Below are 19,683 nucleotides of genomic sequence, written 5' to 3'. Positions count from 1 at the left end.
CAGGAGCCGCTTTATTTCTCGCGATTGATCTTCGCCAGGATTCGATCCGCCTCGGTACGCCAATCAGCGCTGCGGGCGAACTCCTCGGTGCCTTTCGTTCCGAACAGGCCCTCATCGGCGAGGTCCGCCACCCAGGCCTGCCGCTCGGCGGTCGCCTGCGCGGACCACGGCGTCAGCCCCGCTTCACGCACGGTCTCGGCGACCTCGCGTACTTCCTCGGCGCGGCGGCGGCCATGCTCGATCACGCGCTGGAAGAAATAAGCACCCTGCTTCTCCCAATCGATCGTGGGAAAGGTTTCCGCCAGCGAAGCCAGTACCGCATCCTCGACGCCATAGGCGCGCGCGGTGGTAAAGCTTTCGATGACCATGGCCTCCAGGCCCTTGATCATGATGCTGCGACACATCTTCACCGCCGATGAAACACCGAGCTTGTCGCTCGCAACCCTGGCCGCAAACCCCATCGCGTTCAAGAGCGGCTCCAGCTCCCTGGCGCCGGGACCGCCGAGCAGCAGCGGCACCTTGATGCGATAAGGCGGCACCGACGTCATGACCGCGCCCTCGACATAGCGTCCAGCGGCGCCGTCGACCAGCGCGGCGGCGCGCTGCTTGGCGCCGGGAGACGCCGAATTGAAATCCAGGAACCAGGTGCCCTGATTGATCGCGGCCGCGCAGGCCTTTGCCACCGGCACGGCCTGGCTCGCGGTGACCGCGGAGATGATGAAATCGGATTTGGCGGTCAGCTCAGTATGCGAGGCTGCGAGCCCGACACCGAATTTTTTAGCATGCTCCTGCAGTGAACCGCCCTGCTCGCCTCCGAGCTTGATGTCATAGGCTGAGACCTTGATGTTCTGCTGGCGCAAATCCTCGGCCAGGATCCTGCCGACTTCGCCGTAACCGATCAGTCCGACCTGCCATCGCTTGGGATCGCCCGCCATCAGTTCAGTCCTCGCGTTGTCTCGTCGAACAGCTCCTCGACAGCATAGCGGCGCGGGATCAGCGCCTGCTGGAAGGCGTAGTCGACGATCAGCTCCAGCGGCTTCCTGTTCGCCTCGATCCCGAACGGAACGAGATCGGGCGCCGCCGCAGGCCCCATCAGCGTCTTGTTCCGCTTCAGCAGATCATAGACGCCCGCGACCACGTCGCGATGCGATCTTGCGAGCCGCTCGGTCACCACTACGAGATGGTTGACGGGCACGACGCCGCGACGGGCGTACCAATTGGCGGCTTCCGCGGCCGGATCGGGGAATAGCGTCTTCAGCTTGGGATCGGTCGAGGTCTCGCCAAGGACGGCGTCGAGCTCGCCGTCGAGCAGCATCTGGAGGATCTTCTTGTCCTTCGGCGCGCGCTCGGTGGTGTCGACATATTCGGCGACATGCGGGTCCTCGAAGGTGACCCAGCGGATGTTGTCGAGATTGACGCCGTAGTCGTTGGCGAGGATGCCCCTGATCCAGGCTCCGGTGGTGGTCGTGAACGAGCGGATGCCGACGCGCTTGCCTTCGAGATCGGACGGCCCGAGCGTCCCCCGTTCCGGATTATAGAGCGCATAGGAATGCTGAAAGCGGCCGAGCATGGTGGCAGGCAGCAGCACCAGCGGCTTGCCATGCGCCTTCGCCATGAGATAGGTGACGATCGCCATCTCGCAGACGTCGAAGGCCTGCTCGCGCACCATCGGCTTGAACGCGGTGTTGGTCGGCGTGTACTCGATGAAATCGAGATCGAACAGGTCGGAGCGGAGCTCGCCGCTCTTCACCGCCTGGACATGGGGGTGACTGCCGAGCACGGCCTTCAGCCTGAGACGATCCATCGGCCCGCTCCGCTTCTCTTCTCTTCAGACGTCCTCGGGATTGTCGACATAGACGAGCCCGGCCTTCGCCAAGGCCTCGCGCATGCTGTACATGTCGAGGCCCAGCTCGCCCGAAGCCAGCCGCTTGCGCTTGCCGCCTTCGTCCGCGTTGCGCTTCTTTGCCTTCTCGGCGACCTCGGCCGCGTAGCGCTTCGTCACCACCACGACGCCGTCGTCATCGGCCACGATGATGTCGCCGGGATCGACGTTGACGCCGGCGCAGACCACGGGGACATTGACCGAGCCGAGCGTCGCCTTCACCGTCCCCTTGGCTGAGACCGCGCGCGACCACACCGGAAAGTTCATCTCGTGCAGCGCCCTGACGTCGCGGCAGCCGGCATCGATAATCAGCCCCTGCACGCCGCGCGCCTGCAGTGAGGTTGCGAGCAGCTCGCCGAACATGCCGTCGGTGTTGTCGGTGGTGCAACCGACGACGAGAATGTCGCCCTTCTTGCACTGCTCGACCGCGACATGGATCATCCAGTTGTCGCCCGGCTGCGCCAGCACGGTGACGGCGGGGCCGGCGATCGCCGCACCCGGCCAGACCGGCCGCAGATAAGGCTTCATCAGGCCGATGCGGCCATAAGCCTCGTGCACGGTCGAGACGCCGTACTCCGCCATCCCGGCGGGATCGGCACGCTTGATGTTGCGAACGACGACGGGCTTCATGCCAGCTCCTCCGCTACCGTCGGAAACAAGCGCTGATAGGCCTCGCCATACGTCATCGGCACACCGGTGTTGCGGCTGCCCTGGATGCCGCGATTGAGCGCGACGCGCTCGTAATAGCCCCATAGATGCTTCTGCGCGGCAAGGATCTGGAACGCCTCGTACTTCTCCTTCCAGACCTCGTCGATCTTGAGGAGCAGGTCCGGCTTGTAATTGCATTGCTCCGGCTGGTGCGGCTCGAACAGGAACACCGGCGGCGCCGAATATTTGTACTGCGCGCCGGGCTTGTGGCCCATGGCCTGCGCGACCACGCGGGTTTCCTGTGCGAAATGCGCCGCGTTCGGATGGTCGAAATTATAGGGATCCTCCAGCGCGTGCGTCAGCACAAAGCTCGGATTGAGCTCGCGGTAGATGTCGACCATCCGGTCGAAATGCGCCTCGGTCAGCTTCAGCGGGTAGTCGCCGCAGTCGAAGAACTCGATCTCGGCGCCGAGCAGCTTGGCCGCCCGCTCCGCCTCGTCCTTGCGGCCGGCCTTGACCGATTCCAGCGTCGCGCCCTTCTCCTTCCAGGCGAACTGGCTCTCGCCGCGCTCACCGAACGACATGCAGACGATCTTCATGCGATAGCCCTTCTTCGCATGCAGCGCGATGGCGCCGCCGGCGCGCCAGACGAAATCGCCCGGATGGGCCGTGATCACGAGACCTGTTTTCATGGGCTTATTCCCCTCTTTCCTTGATGAGCAATTTATCGATCACGGACACCGTCATTCCTCGAACTCGAACAGGCGCGCCGGATTATCGACGAGGATCTTCTGCTGATACTCCGGCTCCGGCGCGAACAGCGGGATCAGGTCGACGAGATCGCCGTCGTTCGGCATCGCCTTGACGTTGGGATGCGGCCAATCGGTGCCCCAGATGACCCGGTCGGGCGCGGTCTCGACGATCTTTCGCGCGAACGGCACGGCGTCGATGAACGGAGGACCGCTAGAGGACACCCGCTCTGAGCCGCAGATCTTGACCCAGCACTTCTCGTCGCGCTGCATCAGCTCGATCAGGATCTTGAACGGAAGCTGATCGAGTCCTTCGGACGCCTTCACACGTCCCATATGGTCGATCGTGTAGCTCAGCGGCAGCCTTGTCAGCATGTCCGCATATTCAGGCAGGTCGATCGCGTCGAAATGCAGGTCGATGTGCCAGCCGAGCGGCGCGACCATCGCGACGATGCGGTCGAACGCACGCTTGTCGGGAACGCCGCCAAGATGGCGGACGAAATTGAAGCGGCAGCCGCGGAAGCCGCCCTCGTGCAGCACGCGAAGCCCGCGCTCGGTGATGGTGTCGTCGATATTGGCAACCGCACGGTAGGCGCCGTTGCTCTGCGCGATGGCGTCGAGCGCCACTGTATTGTCGGTGCCATGCACACTGGCATTGACGATGACGGCACGTCCGACGCCGAGCTTGGCATGTAGCGCGCGGAAATCCTCGAGCGGCGCATCCGGCGGCGTGTAAGAACGGTCCGGCGCGTAAGGGTATTTCGCGCCGGGCCCGAAGATGTGGCAATGCGCATCGCATGCCAGCTTCGGCAGCTTGAACTTCGGCGTGCGCGTGTTCGGGTTAGGCGGCGGAATGGTCGGCGTGTACATCATTGCCATCAGATAAACCGCCGAACGGGACCGCGTCTTCAAGTCTTGCTGCCGACGACCGGTCGTCGCCGTGCTGGCGCCTGATCCAGCGCCGGCGCCTGGAACGCGGCCACGGTGGCTTGCACCAATTGCTCGATGGCGCTGGCGGCATCGCTGCCGTCGGCCTCGCCGCGCGACAGGCGCGAGACGCGATCCGGCGTCACCAGCGAATAATAGAGTGCGCCAAGCAGGAAGTGGCTGCGCCAGACGATATCGGTGCGCGGAACGTGCGGCAGGCTTTCGTGAACAGCATCGATGAAGGCGTGGCTAGTGTCGTCAAAAGTCTGTGCGATGATCTTTCGCGCGACCTCATTGCCCTCCGCGGACATCACCGCGCGCAGCCGCGTGAACCGCGCCCCGCCGCCGGCAAGATCACTGCCCGAGGTGAAGGCCGGCACGACATAGGCCCGCACCACCGCTTCGAGCCGGTCCTGGAGATCGCGCACGCGTTTGGCGGCCGCGAGCAGCTCGGAACGGCGCAAATTCATCGGGCCGCAATGACGCCGGTAGATCTCCAGCAGCAGGCCGTCCTTGGTCTTGAAATGATAGGTGACGCTACCGGGATTGGCGCCCGCAGCCTGTGCAATATCGCGCACCGACACGGCGTTGAAGCCGTTGGTGGCGAACAGCTCCTCGGCCGCGGCGAGGATAGCCTCGCGCATGTTCGGCTTGCGGGCCGTTTCCTTGCTGGCGGGGTTGCGTATCATGCGATTTGTACTATCGTACAAAAGATAAGGTCTCGTCAACAAGAACCATGGGCAGCGTCCGGACGGCTGGAAAGAGCGACGGTTCGCGCGCAGACGCCCGCAAGGAGTGCTGGAAAATGCTGGGTTTGAACAAGAAGATCGGCAGCTTGATTCTGGGTGCCGGCCTGCTGCTGGCGGGCGGCGCCGCGCAGGCCGCCGACAGCTATCCGAGCAAGCCGGTCCACATCCTGGTGCCCTACGCGGCCGGCGGCGCGGTCGACGTGCTCGCGCGCACGCTCGGACAGGCATTGGCGAAGACCTGGGGCCAGCAGCCGGTGATCGACAACCGCCCCGGCGCCGGCGGCATCGTCGCCTCGCAGGCACTGACACAAGCCGCCCCCGACGGCTACACGCTGATCCTGGTCGCGAGCGGTCATCCCCTCAATCAGTTCATTTATCCGAGCGTACCCTACGATACGTTTAGGGATTTTACCGCGATCACCGAGGTCGCCTCCTCACCGCTCGCGATCGTCGTCGCCAAGGACAGCCCCTACAAGACGCTCGGCGATCTCCTCGCTGCGGCGAAGAAGGACCCTGACAAGCTCTCCTACGGCATGTCCGGTAACGGCACCTCGGCGCATCTCGCCGGTGAGCTGTTGAAATACATGTCGGGCACCAAGATCGTCGCGATCCCCTACAAAGGCGGCGCCCCCGCGCTGACTGCCGTGATCGCCGGCGACATCCCGCTCAGCATCAATCCGCTTGCCGAAGCCATCGGCCAGATCGAAGGCGGCCCGGTGCGCGCGCTCGCGGTGACCTCGGCCGAACGCTCCAAGACCCTGCCCAATGTTCCGACCGTCGCCGAGTCGGGCGTGCCGGGCTACGACGTCTCGGTCTGGTGGGGCGTTCTCGGCCCGGCGAAAATGCCGCCAGAGATCGTGGCGAAGCTCGAAACTGATCTAAAGGCGGCGCTGCAGGACCCGAACGTGCTGTCGACGCTCGGCAAGATCGGCGCAACTCCAGTGGGCTCTTCGTCCAAGGATTTCGACGCCTACATGCATGCCGAGGCGACCAAATGGGAGCCGGTGCTGAAGGCTGCCGACATCCGAGCGCAGTGAGGCTCTTCACATGAGGACCTCCTCCGCGCGGCTTTCGCGCGCCGCCCTGCTCGCGGCGGTAGTCATCAGCTTCTTTGGGGCGCCAGCGCATGCCGACGGCGAAGCAAAGCTGCTGGCGCCGAGTGGCATGTTACGCGTCGGTGTCTATCCGGGCAGCCCGACCTCGATGGTGACGGATGCAACCGGCAAGCCGCACGGACTCGCTTACGATCTCGGCGGCGAGCTTGCAAAACGGCTCGGCGTAAACGTCGATTACGTCAAGTTCCAACGCGTCGCCGACATCGTCGCCGCGATCCATGACGGCCAGGTCGATTTCACCGTGACCAATGCCACGCCGGCTCGCGCTACCGAGGTCAGCTTCAGCCAGCCCGTGCTGGCGATCGAGCTCGGCTATTTCGTGCCGGCGAACTCGTCGATCGGTAAGGTCGAGGATATCGACAAACCAGGCGTCAAGATCGGCGTCACCAAAGGCTCGACCTCCGAGCGTACGCTGCCGGCCAAGTTCAAGAACGCGACCATCGTTCCCGCCGAAAGCGTCAAGGTTGCCGTCGCCATGTTCGGCCGCGGCGAGATCGATCTCTACGCGACCAACAAGCCCACACTGTTTGAGATGTCCGATCAGATGCCGGGCGCGCGGATCCTCGACGGCAATTGGGGCCTGGAGCATATGGCCATCGCTATCCCCAAAGGACGCAAGGCGGCCCTGCCACTGCTCAACCGATTCGTCACTGAAGAGCAGTCGTCCGGCGCGCTGGACTCGATCCAGCAGCAGGCAGGCTTGCGCGGCGCTACGAAGGCGACGCACAAGTAGGTCAATTGCGTGCGCTCGCCCGCATCTTCTCCGGCGGCGCGGGACGCCGCACGAAATCGGCGTCATCGTCGCCTCCTCCCGACGGGATCAGGATCGCGCGCTCGCGCGGCAGCGCTTCCGGCATCTCGTCGCGGATGAAGGCGATGAGCTTCTCTCTCATCTCGCAGCGAAGGTCCCAGGACTGCGGCGCGTTCCTGGCGCTGACGAGGGCGCGAAGTTCGATGGTGCGAGCATCCGCGTCGATTACCTGGAGATTGACCACCTCGCCGTCCCAGAGCTTGGACTCCTTCACTGCTTCTTCCAGCCAGCGCCGGATCCGCGGCACGTCGGCACGATAATCGACATGGAACGCAATCACGCCGATCAGGGACGCGGTGTCGCGGGTCCAGTTCTGGAATGGCTTTTCGATGAAATAGGACAGCGGTACCACCATGCGGCGCCAGTCCCACAGCCGGATCACGACATAGGTTGAGGCGATGTCCTCCACCCAGCCCCACTCGTTCTCGATGATGACGGCATCCTCGATGCGGATCGGCTGGGTGATCGCGATCTGCATGCCCGCGATCAGGTTGCTCAGCAGCGGTCGGGCGGCAAGACCAACGATGATACCCGCGGCACCGGCGGAGGCAAACAGGCTAACGCCGTATTGCCTGACCGAGTCGAATGTCATCAGCGCGGTCGACACCGTGATGATGACGATGATGATATCGGTGACACGCTTGAAGACGCGGACCTGGGTGACGTGCTTGCGCGCGACGAAATTCTCGGTGACGTCGCGAAAGTTCAGGAGATACCGTGCCGCGCTCATATCCACGATCCGGATCGAGATCCAGCCGATCAGCGCGATGAAGGCGACGACGAACAGGCGCGTCAGCGGCGTGCGGAAAGCGTCGTCCAGCGGCGCGAGCGGCAGCACCAATGCTACGGCGGCAAGGCTGAGGGCCAGCTGAGCGGGGCCAGCCGTGCGCTCGATGAACACGCTCACGAGCGGGAGACGGGTTCGGAAGGCGCGGTTGAACAGCCAAACCGAGAGGCGATAGATCGACAGGGCAATCAGGATCGCGCCAGCGACGAGACAGAGGCCGACGAACCACGATGGTATCCACCCGAACATCCTGTCGATGTCGGCCAAAAGGGTCTGCCGATTCATTAAAGTCCCCGCATTTGCATTCGCGCTTGCCGTTCAACGCGTCGCAGCGTGGTTCGCTCCCCCGCTCAGTGCAATGCAGCATCCCCTCTGGTGCAATCATCGCCGAACTGCGCTATTTCTGGTCATCATGACTCGACGGACCGGCAGCGCCGACCTTCCCCTTCACACCGGCCGGGTTCCACCCTGGCTGGCGACCCGCATGTCGTCGCTCGGCGCGATCGTCACGCAGGCGATCGTGCATCACTACGGACGGGATGCATTCCTTCAGCGGCTCTCGCATCCATTCTGGTTCCAGTCATTCGGGGCTGTGATGGGGATGGACTGGCACTCCTCGGGCATCACGACGTCGGTGATTGGCGCGCTGAAGCGGGGTTTGGGCCCGCTGCAAGATGAGCTCGGAATTTACGTCTGCGGCGGGCGTGGCCAGCACTCGCGCAAGACCCCGGACGAACTGATGCAGCTCGGCGACCGCGTCGGCTTCGACGGCGCAAAGCTCACGCGTGCGAGTCGCCTCGTTGCGAAGGTTGACAGCGCCGCGGTCCAGGACGGCTTTGACCTTTACCTGCACGGCTTCTTCGTCACTGCCGACGCCAAATGGACCGTGGTGCAGCAGGGCATGAACGGCGACAAGCGACAGGCCCGCCGTTATCACTGGCATTCCGAGGCCCTGAAGAGTTTTGTCGACGCGCCGCACAGCGCGATCGACGGACCGCTGCAAGGCGAGATCGTCAATCTCACCGACCATCGCGCCGATCTCTCGCGGAGCGCGCAGCTCGAACTGCTGAGCGATCTCGGCCCGGATCGCATCCTTTCCGAATTCGAGCGGCTGACCGGGACTGCGCCAGAGCCCGCGCAGAGAATGCTGCCGCACCTGATCATGCCCGCGCATCACGACGTTCGGCCGAAGGATGTGTTCGCGCGCCGCCTGCACGGCACACTCGCGGCCGCGGCCGAGCGCGGCCCGGTCGACTTTCCGGAGCTGCTGCTGACGCCCGGCGTCGGCGCGCGCACCGTGCGTTCCCTGGCGATGGTCGCCGAAGTCGTGCACGGCGCGCCCTACCGCTTCAACGATCCCGCCCGCTTCTCGCTCGCCCACGGCGGCAAGGACCGGCATCCCTACCCTGTTCCAATCAAGGTCTATGACGAAACCATTCGCGTGCTGAAAGGGGCCATCCAGAACGCAAAGCTCGGACGCGAGGAAGAGATGCAAGCCGTCAAGCGCCTCGACGACCAGGCGCGGCGGCTGGAGCGCACCGCGCGCGGGCCATCGGTTGAATCCTATATCGCCGGAGAGCGTGCCGCCTCACCCGATCTCGACGGCCGCTCAGTGTTCGGCTGGGAACGCGACCTGGCATCGACAAAAAAGCGGACCGGCTGAACACCGATCCGCGAGTTGGTCGGGAGGAACGCCTCTCTCAGGTCTCGTCGGTGCCCGGCTCCTCGTCGAGCCGGTTGGCCGAGTGGTCCTGATATTGGTCGGTCTGGATCGACTTGCCGTCCATGCCGCGAATGTCCGAATGCTGCTTCTTGTCGCGGTTGGACAGGACCATGTTGTCGCCGATCTTGTCCTTGGGCACGTCCGTCATGGCACCGGTGCCGTCGCCCTTGCCGTGCATGCCCGATCTGAAATGCGTCTTGCTGCCATGACCACCTGGCATCTTTTTCTCCTCTTGCTTTGATCGCCTGTGAAGCTCAGTGCTTCTGCTGTGCCGGCGTCGGTTTCGGGGGCTTGTGTCCGCTTTGGCCGGAATCGTTGTGCTTGTTGTGGTCGCTTTCCTGGTTGAGGCCGCCCCGGCTCACCGGAAATTCACTCTGCCGCGCCTCAGGTCGCGCGCGATGGACGGCCGTGTCCTCCGGATTGTGGCCGATCGCCTGGTCAAGCTCTCGCGCGCCTGGAACATCGGGCTTGCGCTCGAGGATGCGAACCTGTTGCTCGTGGGTCTTCTTGCCTTGCATGCTCGTCCTCCGGAGCTATCGGTCTCGTCGGCGCGCGCCGCTGCGCGCGACGTCCTTGTCGATGCCGCCAGCGGCGTTCACGTCGTTCTCGACATCGCCTTCGATCGTGTTCTCGCCCAGGGCGTCCTCGAGGTCGTCAGGCGAGATACCGGCCATCGTTGCGCCTTTCGATCCGCCAATCATGGGATTTTCGTGCAAATCCTTTTCGGTCGGTGCGTAGAGTTTGGGTTGCTTGTTGGTCATGTCTCACCTGCCTCCGCCTTTTCCGGCCTCGTCATGTCTGTGGTGTGAATCGTGCTCGCCACCCCCGCCAGAGACGCGGCTGTGGTTGCGCTGCGGGTCGTCCGCCGGTGGCTTCTTCACTTCGAGCGGTGCCTTCGCATTCTCATGCGATGCGCCAGGTCCGCCCTGACGGATGCTGTTCGGTGTCTTGGTGGATGTCGACATGCCGCCTCCTCAGCGATCTTGCTGATAGCCTTGGTTGGTGGTGTTCTGCTTGATGTTGCCCTGCTGCCCTAGCTGGTCTGGATTTTGCGCACGCTGCTGGCCGTGCGGGGCAGTCGAGGACACTTGCTTGCTGTCGCCGGTTCCCTTCGGGCTTTGGTTCTCGGCGGGAACAGGTGGCATCTTGCCGGTCATGATGCTGTCTCCTGTTGTTGACACGACATCGACCGGAGGAACTCATCCGGCTTTCGATGTCGCAAAAACAACTAGAGCAACGGCATGCCGTTCCTACCGACGAGTCCAGAGAAATTCCGCAAGCGTGTAAGTCTCAGCAGGCCGCTGGCTGGGAACGAACCATCATTGATCCAGCTGCTCCGTGGCCGTCGGGCACAACGGGGAGGTTCGCGATCGCACGCATGCCCGGTCGCTTGCGCCAGTGGATCTGAGACACGTCCACAGCAAAACCAAGTTTCGGCCATCGCACAACAGCGCTTGCAAGGCACACGCTGCCTCGATCCGGGCAAGTTGATGACCGAGGCAGAAATGGATTCCCGTTCCGAAGGAAATGTGACGGTTCGGCTTGCGCGCGAGATCGAGGCTGTCGGGACGATCATGCGCCGCCGGGTCCATGTTCGCCGCGGCGAGCATCACCATGACGCGATCGCCCTTCTTGAGACGCACGCCCGCGAGCTCGATATCCCGCCTCACATAGCGCGGCTTGGAGAACTGCACCGGCGACACGAAGCGCAGGAATTCCTCCACCGCAAGCCCGACGCGGCTCCAGTCCTGTGCCAGCCAGTCGCGGACGCCAGGATTTCTGAGGAGCTCGTAGACGGAACCGCTGATGAGATGCGTGGTGGTCTCGGAGCCCGCCGCGAGCAGCAGGAACACCATCGACACCATTTCGTCCGGCGTGATCTGGCCGCCCTCGCGCTCGACCTGGACCAGCTCCGCGATCAAGCCGTCGCCGCCCCGCACGCGCGCAATCTGCAACCGCCGTTCGAGGTAGGCTCGCATCTTGCGGAACGCGAACAGCAGGCGGAAGAAGCTGGCGACGTTCGTGAGCGAGGACATCGTATTGGCCCAGGCGATGAAGCGAGGGCGATCGGCCAACGGCAACCCAAGCAGCTCGGAGATCACCGCGAGCGGCAGGATGCGGGCATAGCGCTGGACGAGATCGGCCGGGCTTCCTGCCAGGAACAGCTCGTCGGCGAGACCGTCCGCGATGGCGCGGATCCGCGGCTCCATCGCGACGATCGCGCGGCGGCGGAAGGCCTCGTCCACGATGCTGCGCAGCCTTGTGTGGTCCGGCTCGTCCATCGTCAGCATGTTGTTGGCGATGGTTCTGACGTAGTTCGGCATCCACCAGCGCAAACCTGCGACGTCGCCATCCTCCTTGCGCAGCGTGAAATTGGTGCCGTCCTTCAGGACCTGTGCCGTGGCCTCGTGGGTCGTGGTGATCCAGACATCGCCGACGAGAGGAAATCGGATCGCGACCACAGGACCGGACATGCGCAACATTGCGATCGCCTTGGGCGGATCGCGAAAGAAGGCCTCGCTGGCGAAATCGAGGCGCGGTGTCATGGGATCACCGAGTGGCTGGTGGCGCCTCAACCAGATGGTGCGCACGCGACGGTCCGCAAGGGCCCGGAAGCGGCGCGATGAGCTGAGTGCCTACCCCCGCCCGGGCGAACGCGGGCCGATCTTGCGCTGCTGCTGGTTGGTGTAAGCGTCCCAATTGCTCCAGCTGCCGTTGCTGAGGCTTCGCAGGTCGGTGGTGAGCGGACGGCGCGTGCGCTTGTCGTGATCGGCGATCACGCGCTCGGATTGCACGATCTTGCGCTTGAGTTCCCCGACCGCCTTCTGGGTCTGGCCGTTCCGTTTCGAAGATGCGATCTCGCCCATCGTGAAGCGCGCGGTCTCGAGCGCCTTCAACTCGGCGCGGTTCTTCTTCAACTGAACCCGGTGCCAGGCGATGTTGCTGTCGCTGTCCGCAACCATGTGGGAACTCCGCTGATTCGTTCCCACAGTGTATCGCGTGCCGAATCGGCGCCGCAACGGGCGCCGGGCGGCGAAAATACGGTCTTATTGCGTGGGAGTTCCGGGCCTAGCGCTCGGCGAAGGCCTTTTCGACCACGAATTGGGCCGGCTCGCCGTGATTACCCTCGACAAGCCCCCGCTCGCCGAGGAGCACGCGGGTGTCCGCCACCAGCGCCGGGCTGCCGCAGATCATGACGCGGTCGTGGGCGGCTTCCAGCGCCGGCAGGCCGATATCGGAAAACAGCTTGCCCGAGGTGATGAGGTCGGTGATGCGGCCGCGATTGCGGAAGGGATCGCGCGTCACGGTCGGATAGTAGATCAACTGGTTGCGGATGTACTCGCCGATCAGCTCGTCCGTGGGCAGCGTCTCGGTGATCATCTCGCCATAGGCGAGCTCCTTGACGTGCCGGCAACCGTGCAGCAGCACGACCTTCTCGAACCGCTCGTAGGTTTCGGGGTCCTTGATCACGCTCAGGAACGGCGCAAGGCCCGTACCGGTGCCGATGAGGTAGAGGTTGCGGCCGTCCTCCAGATTGTCGATGACCAGCGTGCCGGTGGCCTTGCGGCTGACGATGATCTCGTCGCCTTCCTTCAGATGCTGGAGCCGTGAGGTGAGCGGGCCGTCCGGCACCTTGATCGAGAAGAACTCCAGCGTGTCCTCGTAATTGGCGCTGGCGACGCTATAGGCCCGCAGCAGCGGCTTCTCGCCGACCTTGAGCCCGATCATGGTGAACTCGCCGTTGCGGAAGCGGAAGGTCGGGCTGCGGGTGGTCTTGAAGGAGAACAGCGTGTCGGTCCAGTGGTGGACGCTCAAAACGGCTTCCTGATTGAAATTGCTCATCTCACCCTTCCGTGGCACGTCGTGGCGGTTTTCAAGGCGGCAGCTATGCGTCGTTTGTACACGATCATTTGTATACTAATGAATAATCTGGCTTGATCCCGCGGTCAAGGCTGCCCAAGATCGGAAGCGTTGCAGTTAAGGACAAGGACCCATTCCATGGCGCATGACGCACCCCAGGCCACCGGACCCTCGAAGCTCGTGATCCGCAATATCGGCCTGATCCTGTCCGGCGCGCTGGAAAAGCCGATCCTGGACGGCGACACCATCGTCGCCGAGAACGGCAAGATCACCGCGATCGGCCGCTTCAAGGACCTCAACACCGAAGGCGCGACCACCATCGTCGAGGCCAACGGCACCGCGGTGGCACCCGGCTTGATCGACAGCCATGTCCACCCTGTTGCGGGCGACTGGACGCCGCGCCAGAACCAGATCGGCTGGATCGACAGCAATTTGCATGGCGGCGTCACCACGATGATTTCCGCCGGCGAGGTGCACATGCCCGGCCGCCCGCGCGACGTCGTCGGGTTGAAGGCGATGGCCATCTTCACCCAGCGCGCATTCTGGAATCTGCGGCCCGGCGGCGTGAAGGTTCACGCCGGCGCGCCTGTGATCGAATGCGAGATGGTCGAGGAGGACTTCAAGGAGCTGGCCGCAGCCGGCGTCAAGCTGCTCGGCGAAGTGGGCCTGGGCGGCGTCAAGGACGGCCCGACCGCGCGAAAAATGGTTGGCTGGGCCCGCAAATACGGCATCCAGAGCACGATCCACACCGGCGGACCCTCGATCCCCGGCTCCGGATTGATCGACAAGGACGTGGTGCTGGAGGCCGACACCGACGTGGTTGGCCACATCAACGGCGGCCACACCGCGCTTCCAGACGATCAGATCCGCTGCATCTGCGAGGGCTGCAAGCGCGGCCTCGAGCTCGTGCACAATGGCAATGAGCGCTCGGCGCTGTTCACGTTGCGCATCGCGCGCGAGATGGGCGATCTGCACCGCGTCATCCTCGGCACCGATGCGCCGGCCGGCTCCGGCGTGCAGCCGCTCGGCATTCTCAGGATGGTCTCGATGCTGTCCTCGCTTGGCGACCTGCCGGCAGAGGTCGCGTTTTGCCTGGCCACCGGCAACACGGCGCGGATGCGCGAATTGGATTGCGGCCTGATCGAAGTTGGCCGTTCCGCCGACTTCGTCGTCATGGACAAGGCGCAGCACTCGGCCGGCAAGAATATTTTGGACAGCGTGCAGCTCGGCGACCTGCCCGGCATCGGCATGACTATCATCGACGGGATCGTGCGCACCCAGCGTAGCCGCAACACCCCACCGGCCGGCAGGGTGCCCGAGGTGGTGGCGAAGTGACGCAGCCGGAGCGGCTCGCCGCTCTGCGCGGTCACCTGAAAGCATTGAACAAGTCGCCAGCCTGCTGCGTCTAACACAGGCAGTTCATTGCGGGGCGTCGAGGCAGACATGAAGAATTCGTCGCGGATTGCTGCCGGCGTTACCGGTGCGGTCGGAGGTTATGTCGCGACCTTTGTGCTGTTTTCAGTGCTCGATCTGGGCAACCGGGCGGATCCGATCACGTCTGGCCTGTTGGCACTGTTCGTCTACTCACCCGTCGGCGCGATCGCTGGCGTGGTGCTTGCCAGCTGGCTGGTGACGCGTTCCGGCGCGGATGCAAGCAATAGCAGTCTCGCGCGCAACAGCCTGAAGTCGCTCGGCGTCGTCGCCCTGCTCTGCGTTGCCGCTGCGGCCACTTACATGGGCGTCGCGTACATGACGGCCACACCCTGGCTCAACCGGAACGGCGCCACTCCCCTGCTCGTGTTCGAGGTTCGCCTTCCGGCCGGCGCAACGGTGCCGAAATCAGCGCAAGACATCACTATCGAATTGCAGACCGACCTCAACAGTATGCCGGGCGAATTGAACCCGGCCGGCTTCCATCGTGACGGCGATCAGCCCGTTATCGCAGGCGAAGTCGAACTGGCGTTCCGAACCTCGCACCGCCAGCTCGCCGTCAACATCCAGGGACAGCCCAGCCGAGTGTACCCGATCGGACTGACGGCCTGGGCTCCGCATACGCCGGAGTTCGGAACGTGGCGACGGCTCGCCGACGGCAGCGAAATCCGCTATCGCGCCAAATGGCCAGGGAAGATGTAAGGGCGTCACCGCGGTTTTGCGATCTCACAACGCACATAGGTCTGGCGCTTGCCCTGCCCGACCGGGCTGTTGTCCATCACCAGCTTGCCATCCGCGGCAATGGAAACCCGGGGACTGGAACGATACTTCTCGCCCTCGCCTTCGCAGGCGAGCTTCATTTTCCAGCTCAGGTGCCCGTCGGCCGTGATCTCGCTGGCGCGGCACCTGGTCTCGTACCAATAGAGGCGGTTGCCGCCCTCGATGCTCATGCGGTTGGCGCTGTCCTGGTCGCGGCAATCCTTCTTGGTTGACGCCCAGAACCCCTCATAGGCTTCCGCCGCCAGGGCGGGAGCACACCGGCCCGCCAGCATCGCACTCATACTCAGAGCCAGCGCAAACCGCATGGCCGCTCTCATATCAAGAACCTCGACAAGACCTTCATCGAGGTTAGTCGCGCCTCACCGCAGCTTGTTCAATAGCGCCATCAGCATCTCGCGCTCCCTTGCCTCGAGCGGCGCCAGCGTCTCCCGCGTGATCGCGAGCGCATTCGGCGCGACCTTTTCCGCCAGTTGCTGCCCCGCGCGCGTCAGGCTGACCAGAAGCCGCCGTCCGTCCTCCGGATCCTGGCTGGTCTCGGTCAGGCCGCGCGCCGTCAAACGATCGATCACGCCCTTGATGGTCGCCACATCCATCGCCGTGAGGCGCCCGAGCTGGTTCTGCGAGCATGGCCCGGCCTCGGCGAGCTTCGATAGCGCTGCCCATTGCGTCGGCGTGATATTGGTGCCGATCTCGCGAGAGAAGATCGCGCTGTGGCGCTGCCAGACCTGGCGAAGGATGAAGCCAACCTGCTCATCGAGCACGTAAGGCGGCTTTGCCGGTTTGACGCTTTTCTTCGCTGCGACGCTTCTCGCCATCCGCTCGATACCCTTTGCCTTCACAACGACAGATGTGCGTCGCGGATATCCGGACGCGCGTCGAGCTCGGCCATGGTGCCGCCGAAACAGATGCGGCCGCGCTCGATGATATAGGCGCGATCGGAGATCAGCCGCGCAAAGTGCAGATTCTGCTCGGAGACGACGATGCTGACGCCCTCCTTCTTCATGGTCAGGATGGCATCGACCATCTGCTCCACGATCTTCGGCGACAGGCCCTCCGAGGGCTCGTCCAGCAGCACCAGCGACGGATTGCCCATCAGCGTGCGTGCGATGGTGAGCATCTGCTGCTCGCCGCCGCTCATGCGCCCGCCCGGACGATTTTTCATCTCGCCGAGGTTAGGGAACAGCGAAAACAGCTTGTCACGGGTCCAGTGCGGCGCGTTCGGGCGCTTCGGCTGGCGGCCGACCTCGAGATTCTCTTCCACCGTCAGATCGGTGAAGATACGCCGCTCCTCTGGCACGTAACCAAGCCCATCCCGCACGATCTCATGTGTGGGACGTGCCGAGACGTCCTTGCCTTCGAACATGATCCGCCCCGAGCGCTGCGCGACGAGCCCGACGATCGAGCGGAACGTCGTCGACTTGCCGGCGCCGTTGCGACCGAGCAACGCCACGACTTCCCCCTCGCCGACTTCGAATCCGATGTCGAACAGGATATGGGCCGGGCCGTAATGACTATTGAGCCCCTCGACCGTGAGCTTCATGCCGATGCTCCCTCGCGATGGCCGGCATCGTAAAGCAGGCCCTCGCCGAGGTAGACCGCCTGTACCTGCGGATTGCCGCGGACCTCGGCGGGCGAGCCCTCGGCGATCAACGTGCCGCGGTTGAGCACGATGATGCGATCGGCGTGCTCGAACACCACGTCCATGTCGTGCTCGGTGAAGAGAACGCCGATCGATTTTTCCCGAGCGATCTGCGCGGTCAGCCGCATCAAATCGACGCGCTCGCGCGGCGCCATGCCGGCGGTCGGCTCGTCCATCAGCAGCAGCTTTGGCTGGTTGGCGAGCGCGACGGCGAGCTCGAGCCGCTTGAGATCGCCATAGGCAAGCTCGCCACAGGGGCGATCCGCATAGCCACCCATGCCGACCAGCTCGAGCAGTCGCCCGGCCTCGGCACGGTCGAAGTTCGGCGCCGAGCCCCAAACATTGTACAATTGCTTGCCGTGCGAGATCAGCGCGACCTGCACGTTCTCGCGCACCGTCATGGTCGCAAAAGTCGCGGTGATCTGGAAGGTGCGGCCCACGCCCATCCGCCAGATCTCGCGCGGCTTCCTGCCGGTTGTGTCCTCGCCGAGCAGGCGGACGTGGCCGCTATCAGGCCTGTTCTGGCCGTTGAGCATGTCGAAACAGGTGCTCTTGCCCGCACCGTTCGGTCCGATCAACGCCAGGATCTCGCCTGATCGCAGCGAGAACGAGACGCCGCGCACGGCGTGAACGCCGCCATAGGATTTGGTCAGTCCTTCGACCGCGAGAAGTGGGGGGGCGACGCTCATTCGGCGGACTCAATCGGCTTGGCAAGCAAGGGGGACCCCGGCGGCGATGCCTTCCTGCGACGCTGCGCCAGCATCTCCAGCATGCCGACGATGCCCTTGGGGAAGACGACGACGATGAGAACGATGAAGCCGCCGAGCACGAGTTTCGACAGGTCGGTCTGGCTGACCAGCCAGATGTTCAAGGCCTTGTAGACGATGGCGCCGATCACCGCGCCCGACACCGTCTCGACGCCGCCGAGCAGGACCATGACCAGCGCATCGACCGAGAGCGAGATGCCGAGATTGTCCGGGAAGACGCTGCCCTTGAGGTAGGCGAACAGCGCGCCGCCGATGCCGGCGGTCGTGCCCGCGATCACGAAGGCCGTCCACTGGATGCGCTTGGCGTTGATGCCGACCGCTTCGCTGCGCAGCAGCGAGTCGCGCGTCGCCCTCAGCGCATAACCGAACGGCGAGAACACCATGGCCCGCAACGCGATCGTCACGAGCGCCGCAACGCCGAGCGACAGCCAATAGAAATGCGATGGGCTCGCCGCCCAGCTCGCGGGCCAGACGCCCAGGATGCCGTTGTCGCCGCCGGTGACGCTCACCCACTGGAACGCGATCGACCAGACGATCTGCGCGAAGGCGAGCGTCAACATCGCGAAATACACACCGGAGAGCTGCACTGCGAAGAAGCCGAACACGGCAGCGCCCATGCAGCCGAGCAGCGGCCCGAGCAACAGGCAGACGATCATCGGCAGTCCCGCCATCTTGGCGAGGAAAGCGACTCCGTAAGCGCCCAGCCCGAAATAGGCGGCATGGCCGAAGGAGGCGAGCCCGCCGACCGACATCAGGAAGTGCAGGCTGACGGCGAAGATCACGGAGATCGCGATCTCCGAGCCGACGGTCAATGCATAATTGCCGGCAAACAGCGGCAGCGTCGCCGCGATGACGAGCGTTGCAAGCGCAGCCAACCGCTCATTCGACGTCAGCGGTCGCCAGGGGTTGACGGTGAGGCCCGGTGTCTTGCGTGCCGGCGCCTCGGGCCTGCCGAACAGACCCCATGGCCGCACGATCAGCACCGCCGCCATCACCAGGAAGACCAGGATGATGGAGATTTTTGGAAAGATCAGGATGCCGAAGGCGTTGAGCTCGGAGACCAGCACCGCCGCGACGAAAGCGCCGATGATGCTGCCGAGGCCTCCGATCACCACGACGACGAAGACCTCGACGATGATGCGCAGATCCATCGCATGGTGCACGGCGTCGCGTGGGATCTGGAGCGCACCGCCGAGGGCGGCGAGGAAAACACCGACCGCAAACACGCTCGTGAACAGCCATTTCTGATTGACGCCGAGCGCCGCCACCATGTCGCGGTCTTGCGTCGCTGCGCGCACTAGCACGCCCCAGCGCGTGCGCTGGAACAAGAGCCAGAGAATGCCGAGCACGACGGGGCTGAGCACGATCAGGAACAAATCATAGCTCGGAATGTTCTGGCCGAAGAAGTCGATCGCGCCCTTGAAGCCAGGCGCACGGCGCCCGACGAGATCGTCTGGCCCCCAGATCAGGACGACGAGGTCCTCGACCATCAAGGTCAGGCCGAAGGTCGCAAGCAGCTGGAACAGCTCGGGCGCGTGATAGATGCGCCGGAGCATCACCATCTCGACAATGACGCCGATCACTGCCACGGCAAGCGCTGCGATGACGATCCCGCCCCAGAAGCCGAACGTCCCCGATAGGCGTTCCGTCAGCGTGAAGGCGATATAGGCACCGATCATGTAGAAGGCACCGTGCGCAAAATTCACGATCCGCGTCACGCCAAAGATGATCGACAGGCCCGACGCCACCAGGAACAGCGACGCTGCGCTGGCGAGACCGGTCAGAAACTGTACGACGTAAAAGGCCATCTGCGG

Annotated in this window: 24 protein-coding genes and 1 pseudogene; 5 read left to right on the top strand and 20 right to left on the bottom strand. The window is 64.1% G+C overall.

Going from position 1 to position 19,683, the window contains the following annotated elements; translation table 11 throughout:
• Positions 1–11: 11 nt before the first annotated feature.
• Genes BRA1417_RS0120020 through BRA1417_RS0119995 form a run of 6 tightly spaced genes read right to left on the bottom strand, consistent with a single transcriptional unit; the run spans position 12 to position 4,895 of the window.
• Complete coding sequence (locus BRA1417_RS0120020) at positions 12–935, bottom strand: DUF1932 domain-containing protein (RefSeq protein ID WP_027517334.1); 924 nt, start codon at positions 933–935, stop codon at positions 12–14.
• Complete coding sequence (locus tag BRA1417_RS0120015) at positions 935–1,804, bottom strand: ABC transporter substrate-binding protein (protein ID WP_027517333.1); 870 nt, start codon at positions 1,802–1,804, stop codon at positions 935–937. The genes BRA1417_RS0120020 and BRA1417_RS0120015 overlap by 1 nt, the downstream gene beginning before the upstream one ends.
• Before the next feature lie 24 nt (positions 1,805–1,828).
• Positions 1,829–2,512 (bottom strand): 4-carboxy-4-hydroxy-2-oxoadipate aldolase/oxaloacetate decarboxylase, encoded by a 684-nt coding sequence (locus BRA1417_RS0120010; RefSeq protein ID WP_027517332.1) that lies wholly within the window; start codon positions 2,510–2,512, stop codon positions 1,829–1,831.
• On the bottom strand, positions 2,509–3,222 hold the full coding sequence (locus BRA1417_RS0120005) for a PIG-L deacetylase family protein (protein ID WP_027517331.1): 714 nt from the start codon (positions 3,220–3,222) through the stop codon (positions 2,509–2,511). The genes BRA1417_RS0120010 and BRA1417_RS0120005 overlap by 4 nt, the downstream gene beginning before the upstream one ends.
• Positions 3,223–3,273: 51 nt before the next feature.
• Complete coding sequence (locus BRA1417_RS0120000; RefSeq protein WP_027517330.1) at positions 3,274–4,158, bottom strand: amidohydrolase; 885 nt, start codon at positions 4,156–4,158, stop codon at positions 3,274–3,276.
• Between the two features lie 29 nt (positions 4,159–4,187).
• Complete coding sequence (locus BRA1417_RS0119995; protein WP_027517329.1) at positions 4,188–4,895, bottom strand: TetR/AcrR family transcriptional regulator; 708 nt, start codon at positions 4,893–4,895, stop codon at positions 4,188–4,190.
• Between the two features lie 116 nt (positions 4,896–5,011).
• On the opposite strand from BRA1417_RS0119995, the gene BRA1417_RS0119990 reads away from it, so the two are divergent.
• Positions 5,012–5,992: a tripartite tricarboxylate transporter substrate binding protein gene (locus tag BRA1417_RS0119990; protein ID WP_027517328.1), complete on the top strand. Its 981-nt coding sequence runs from the start codon at positions 5,012–5,014 to the stop codon at positions 5,990–5,992.
• Positions 5,993–6,002: 10 nt separating this feature from the next.
• The gene (locus BRA1417_RS0119985) at positions 6,003–6,803 is read left to right on the top strand and encodes an ABC transporter substrate-binding protein (RefSeq protein ID WP_027517327.1); all 801 of its coding nucleotides are present in this window, start codon (positions 6,003–6,005) and stop codon (positions 6,801–6,803) included.
• A 1-nt stretch (position 6,804) separates the two neighbouring features.
• On the opposite strand, the gene BRA1417_RS0119980 is transcribed toward BRA1417_RS0119985, so the two are convergent.
• Positions 6,805–7,953, bottom strand: a complete 1,149-nt coding sequence (locus tag BRA1417_RS0119980) for a mechanosensitive ion channel family protein (protein ID WP_027517326.1) — start codon at positions 7,951–7,953, stop codon at positions 6,805–6,807.
• 127 nt (positions 7,954–8,080) lie between these two features.
• Here BRA1417_RS0119980 and BRA1417_RS0119975 point away from each other — a divergent pair, with 127 nt between their 5' ends.
• A complete protein-coding gene (locus BRA1417_RS0119975) occupies positions 8,081–9,331 on the top strand; it encodes a DUF763 domain-containing protein (RefSeq protein WP_027517325.1) in 1,251 nt (416 codons plus the stop codon).
• A 37-nt stretch (positions 9,332–9,368) separates the two neighbouring features.
• On the opposite strand, the gene BRA1417_RS0119970 is transcribed toward BRA1417_RS0119975, so the two are convergent.
• From BRA1417_RS0119970 to BRA1417_RS0119940, 8 genes and pseudogenes are all read right to left on the bottom strand, one after another.
• Positions 9,369–9,611, bottom strand: coding sequence for a hypothetical protein (locus BRA1417_RS0119970; protein WP_027517324.1), 243 nt, complete (start codon positions 9,609–9,611; stop codon positions 9,369–9,371).
• A 34-nt stretch (positions 9,612–9,645) separates the two neighbouring features.
• The gene (locus tag BRA1417_RS0119965; RefSeq protein WP_027517323.1) at positions 9,646–9,909 is read right to left on the bottom strand and encodes a hypothetical protein; all 264 of its coding nucleotides are present in this window, start codon (positions 9,907–9,909) and stop codon (positions 9,646–9,648) included.
• Between the two features lie 15 nt (positions 9,910–9,924).
• The gene (locus BRA1417_RS0119960) at positions 9,925–10,152 is read right to left on the bottom strand and encodes a hypothetical protein (protein ID WP_027517322.1); all 228 of its coding nucleotides are present in this window, start codon (positions 10,150–10,152) and stop codon (positions 9,925–9,927) included.
• 3 nt (positions 10,153–10,155) lie between these two features.
• Positions 10,156–10,356, bottom strand: coding sequence for a hypothetical protein (locus BRA1417_RS42895; protein WP_007592432.1), 201 nt, complete (start codon positions 10,354–10,356; stop codon positions 10,156–10,158).
• 9 nt (positions 10,357–10,365) lie between these two features.
• Positions 10,366–10,548, bottom strand: coding sequence for a hypothetical protein (locus BRA1417_RS0119955; RefSeq protein ID WP_027517321.1), 183 nt, complete (start codon positions 10,546–10,548; stop codon positions 10,366–10,368).
• A 133-nt stretch (positions 10,549–10,681) separates the two neighbouring features.
• Positions 10,682–11,937 (bottom strand): annotated as a pseudogene (locus BRA1417_RS40610) (cytochrome P450).
• Between the two features lie 90 nt (positions 11,938–12,027).
• Positions 12,028–12,354 (bottom strand): hypothetical protein, encoded by a 327-nt coding sequence (locus BRA1417_RS0119945; protein WP_027517320.1) that lies wholly within the window; start codon positions 12,352–12,354, stop codon positions 12,028–12,030.
• Positions 12,355–12,460: 106 nt separating this feature from the next.
• On the bottom strand, positions 12,461–13,234 hold the full coding sequence (locus BRA1417_RS0119940; RefSeq protein ID WP_027517319.1) for a ferredoxin--NADP reductase: 774 nt from the start codon (positions 13,232–13,234) through the stop codon (positions 12,461–12,463).
• Positions 13,235–13,390: 156 nt separating this feature from the next.
• On the opposite strand from BRA1417_RS0119940, the gene BRA1417_RS0119935 reads away from it, so the two are divergent.
• Positions 13,391–14,587: an amidohydrolase family protein gene (locus BRA1417_RS0119935; RefSeq protein ID WP_027517318.1), complete on the top strand. Its 1,197-nt coding sequence runs from the start codon at positions 13,391–13,393 to the stop codon at positions 14,585–14,587.
• 108 nt (positions 14,588–14,695) lie between these two features.
• Complete coding sequence (locus BRA1417_RS0119930; RefSeq protein WP_027517317.1) at positions 14,696–15,385, top strand: hypothetical protein; 690 nt, start codon at positions 14,696–14,698, stop codon at positions 15,383–15,385.
• 5 nt (positions 15,386–15,390) lie between these two features.
• Here BRA1417_RS0119930 and BRA1417_RS0119925 read toward each other — a convergent pair whose 3' ends face one another.
• Genes BRA1417_RS0119925 through BRA1417_RS0119905 form a run of 5 tightly spaced genes read right to left on the bottom strand, consistent with a single transcriptional unit; the run spans position 15,391 to position 19,677 of the window.
• Positions 15,391–15,780: a hypothetical protein gene (locus BRA1417_RS0119925; RefSeq protein ID WP_027517316.1), complete on the bottom strand. Its 390-nt coding sequence runs from the start codon at positions 15,778–15,780 to the stop codon at positions 15,391–15,393.
• Between the two features lie 42 nt (positions 15,781–15,822).
• A complete protein-coding gene (locus BRA1417_RS0119920) occupies positions 15,823–16,278 on the bottom strand; it encodes a MarR family winged helix-turn-helix transcriptional regulator (protein ID WP_027517315.1) in 456 nt (151 codons plus the stop codon).
• A 20-nt stretch (positions 16,279–16,298) separates the two neighbouring features.
• On the bottom strand, positions 16,299–17,003 hold the full coding sequence (locus BRA1417_RS0119915) for an ABC transporter ATP-binding protein (protein ID WP_027517314.1): 705 nt from the start codon (positions 17,001–17,003) through the stop codon (positions 16,299–16,301).
• Positions 17,000–17,791, bottom strand: coding sequence for an ABC transporter ATP-binding protein (locus BRA1417_RS0119910; RefSeq protein ID WP_027517313.1), 792 nt, complete (start codon positions 17,789–17,791; stop codon positions 17,000–17,002). Before BRA1417_RS0119910 ends, BRA1417_RS0119915 begins: the two co-directional genes overlap by 4 nt.
• Positions 17,788–19,677, bottom strand: coding sequence for an ABC transporter permease (locus BRA1417_RS0119905; protein WP_027517312.1), 1,890 nt, complete (start codon positions 19,675–19,677; stop codon positions 17,788–17,790). The genes BRA1417_RS0119910 and BRA1417_RS0119905 overlap by 4 nt, the downstream gene beginning before the upstream one ends.
• Between the last annotated feature and the right edge of the window lie 6 nt (positions 19,678–19,683).

The organism is Bradyrhizobium sp. WSM1417 (assembly GCF_000515415.1).
Lineage (GTDB): Bacteria > Pseudomonadota > Alphaproteobacteria > Rhizobiales > Xanthobacteraceae > Bradyrhizobium.
Note: the sequence above shows the minus strand (reverse complement) of the source record. Positions and strands in the feature narration are given on the sequence as shown.

What these genes read in the sequence shown, in the direction of transcription:
- BRA1417_RS0119920 (WP_027517315.1), bottom strand. Translation starts at nt 16,278, where the DNA reads ATGGCGAGAAGCGTCGCAGCGAAGAAAAGCGTCAAACCGGCAAAGCCG.
- BRA1417_RS0119990 (WP_027517328.1), top strand. Translation starts at nt 5,012, where the DNA reads ATGCTGGGTTTGAACAAGAAGATCGGCAGCTTGATTCTGGGTGCCGGC.
- BRA1417_RS0119925 (WP_027517316.1), bottom strand. Translation starts at nt 15,780, where the DNA reads ATGAGAGCGGCCATGCGGTTTGCGCTGGCTCTGAGTATGAGTGCGATG.
- BRA1417_RS0119965 (WP_027517323.1), bottom strand. Translation starts at nt 9,909, where the DNA reads ATGCAAGGCAAGAAGACCCACGAGCAACAGGTTCGCATCCTCGAGCGC.
- BRA1417_RS0119915 (WP_027517314.1), bottom strand. Translation starts at nt 17,003, where the DNA reads ATGAAGCTCACGGTCGAGGGGCTCAATAGTCATTACGGCCCGGCCCAT.
- BRA1417_RS0119940 (WP_027517319.1), bottom strand. Translation starts at nt 13,234, where the DNA reads ATGAGCAATTTCAATCAGGAAGCCGTTTTGAGCGTCCACCACTGGACC.
- BRA1417_RS0119930 (WP_027517317.1), top strand. Translation starts at nt 14,696, where the DNA reads ATGAAGAATTCGTCGCGGATTGCTGCCGGCGTTACCGGTGCGGTCGGA.
- BRA1417_RS42895 (WP_007592432.1), bottom strand. Translation starts at nt 10,356, where the DNA reads ATGTCGACATCCACCAAGACACCGAACAGCATCCGTCAGGGCGGACCT.
- BRA1417_RS0119905 (WP_027517312.1), bottom strand. Translation starts at nt 19,677, where the DNA reads ATGGCCTTTTACGTCGTACAGTTTCTGACCGGTCTCGCCAGCGCAGCG.
- BRA1417_RS0119975 (WP_027517325.1), top strand. Translation starts at nt 8,081, where the DNA reads ATGACTCGACGGACCGGCAGCGCCGACCTTCCCCTTCACACCGGCCGG.
- BRA1417_RS0119960 (WP_027517322.1), bottom strand. Translation starts at nt 10,152, where the DNA reads ATGACCAACAAGCAACCCAAACTCTACGCACCGACCGAAAAGGATTTG.
- BRA1417_RS0119985 (WP_027517327.1), top strand. Translation starts at nt 6,003, where the DNA reads ATGAGGACCTCCTCCGCGCGGCTTTCGCGCGCCGCCCTGCTCGCGGCG.
- BRA1417_RS0120015 (WP_027517333.1), bottom strand. Translation starts at nt 1,804, where the DNA reads ATGGATCGTCTCAGGCTGAAGGCCGTGCTCGGCAGTCACCCCCATGTC.
- BRA1417_RS0119945 (WP_027517320.1), bottom strand. Translation starts at nt 12,354, where the DNA reads ATGGTTGCGGACAGCGACAGCAACATCGCCTGGCACCGGGTTCAGTTG.
- BRA1417_RS0120020 (WP_027517334.1), bottom strand. Translation starts at nt 935, where the DNA reads ATGGCGGGCGATCCCAAGCGATGGCAGGTCGGACTGATCGGTTACGGC.
- BRA1417_RS0120010 (WP_027517332.1), bottom strand. Translation starts at nt 2,512, where the DNA reads ATGAAGCCCGTCGTCGTTCGCAACATCAAGCGTGCCGATCCCGCCGGG.
- BRA1417_RS0119935 (WP_027517318.1), top strand. Translation starts at nt 13,391, where the DNA reads ATGGCGCATGACGCACCCCAGGCCACCGGACCCTCGAAGCTCGTGATC.
- BRA1417_RS0119910 (WP_027517313.1), bottom strand. Translation starts at nt 17,791, where the DNA reads ATGAGCGTCGCCCCCCCACTTCTCGCGGTCGAAGGACTGACCAAATCC.
- BRA1417_RS0120000 (WP_027517330.1), bottom strand. Translation starts at nt 4,158, where the DNA reads ATGGCAATGATGTACACGCCGACCATTCCGCCGCCTAACCCGAACACG.
- BRA1417_RS0120005 (WP_027517331.1), bottom strand. Translation starts at nt 3,222, where the DNA reads ATGAAAACAGGTCTCGTGATCACGGCCCATCCGGGCGATTTCGTCTGG.
- BRA1417_RS0119980 (WP_027517326.1), bottom strand. Translation starts at nt 7,953, where the DNA reads ATGAATCGGCAGACCCTTTTGGCCGACATCGACAGGATGTTCGGGTGG.
- BRA1417_RS0119995 (WP_027517329.1), bottom strand. Translation starts at nt 4,895, where the DNA reads ATGATACGCAACCCCGCCAGCAAGGAAACGGCCCGCAAGCCGAACATG.
- BRA1417_RS0119955 (WP_027517321.1), bottom strand. Translation starts at nt 10,548, where the DNA reads ATGACCGGCAAGATGCCACCTGTTCCCGCCGAGAACCAAAGCCCGAAG.
- BRA1417_RS0119970 (WP_027517324.1), bottom strand. Translation starts at nt 9,611, where the DNA reads ATGCCAGGTGGTCATGGCAGCAAGACGCATTTCAGATCGGGCATGCAC.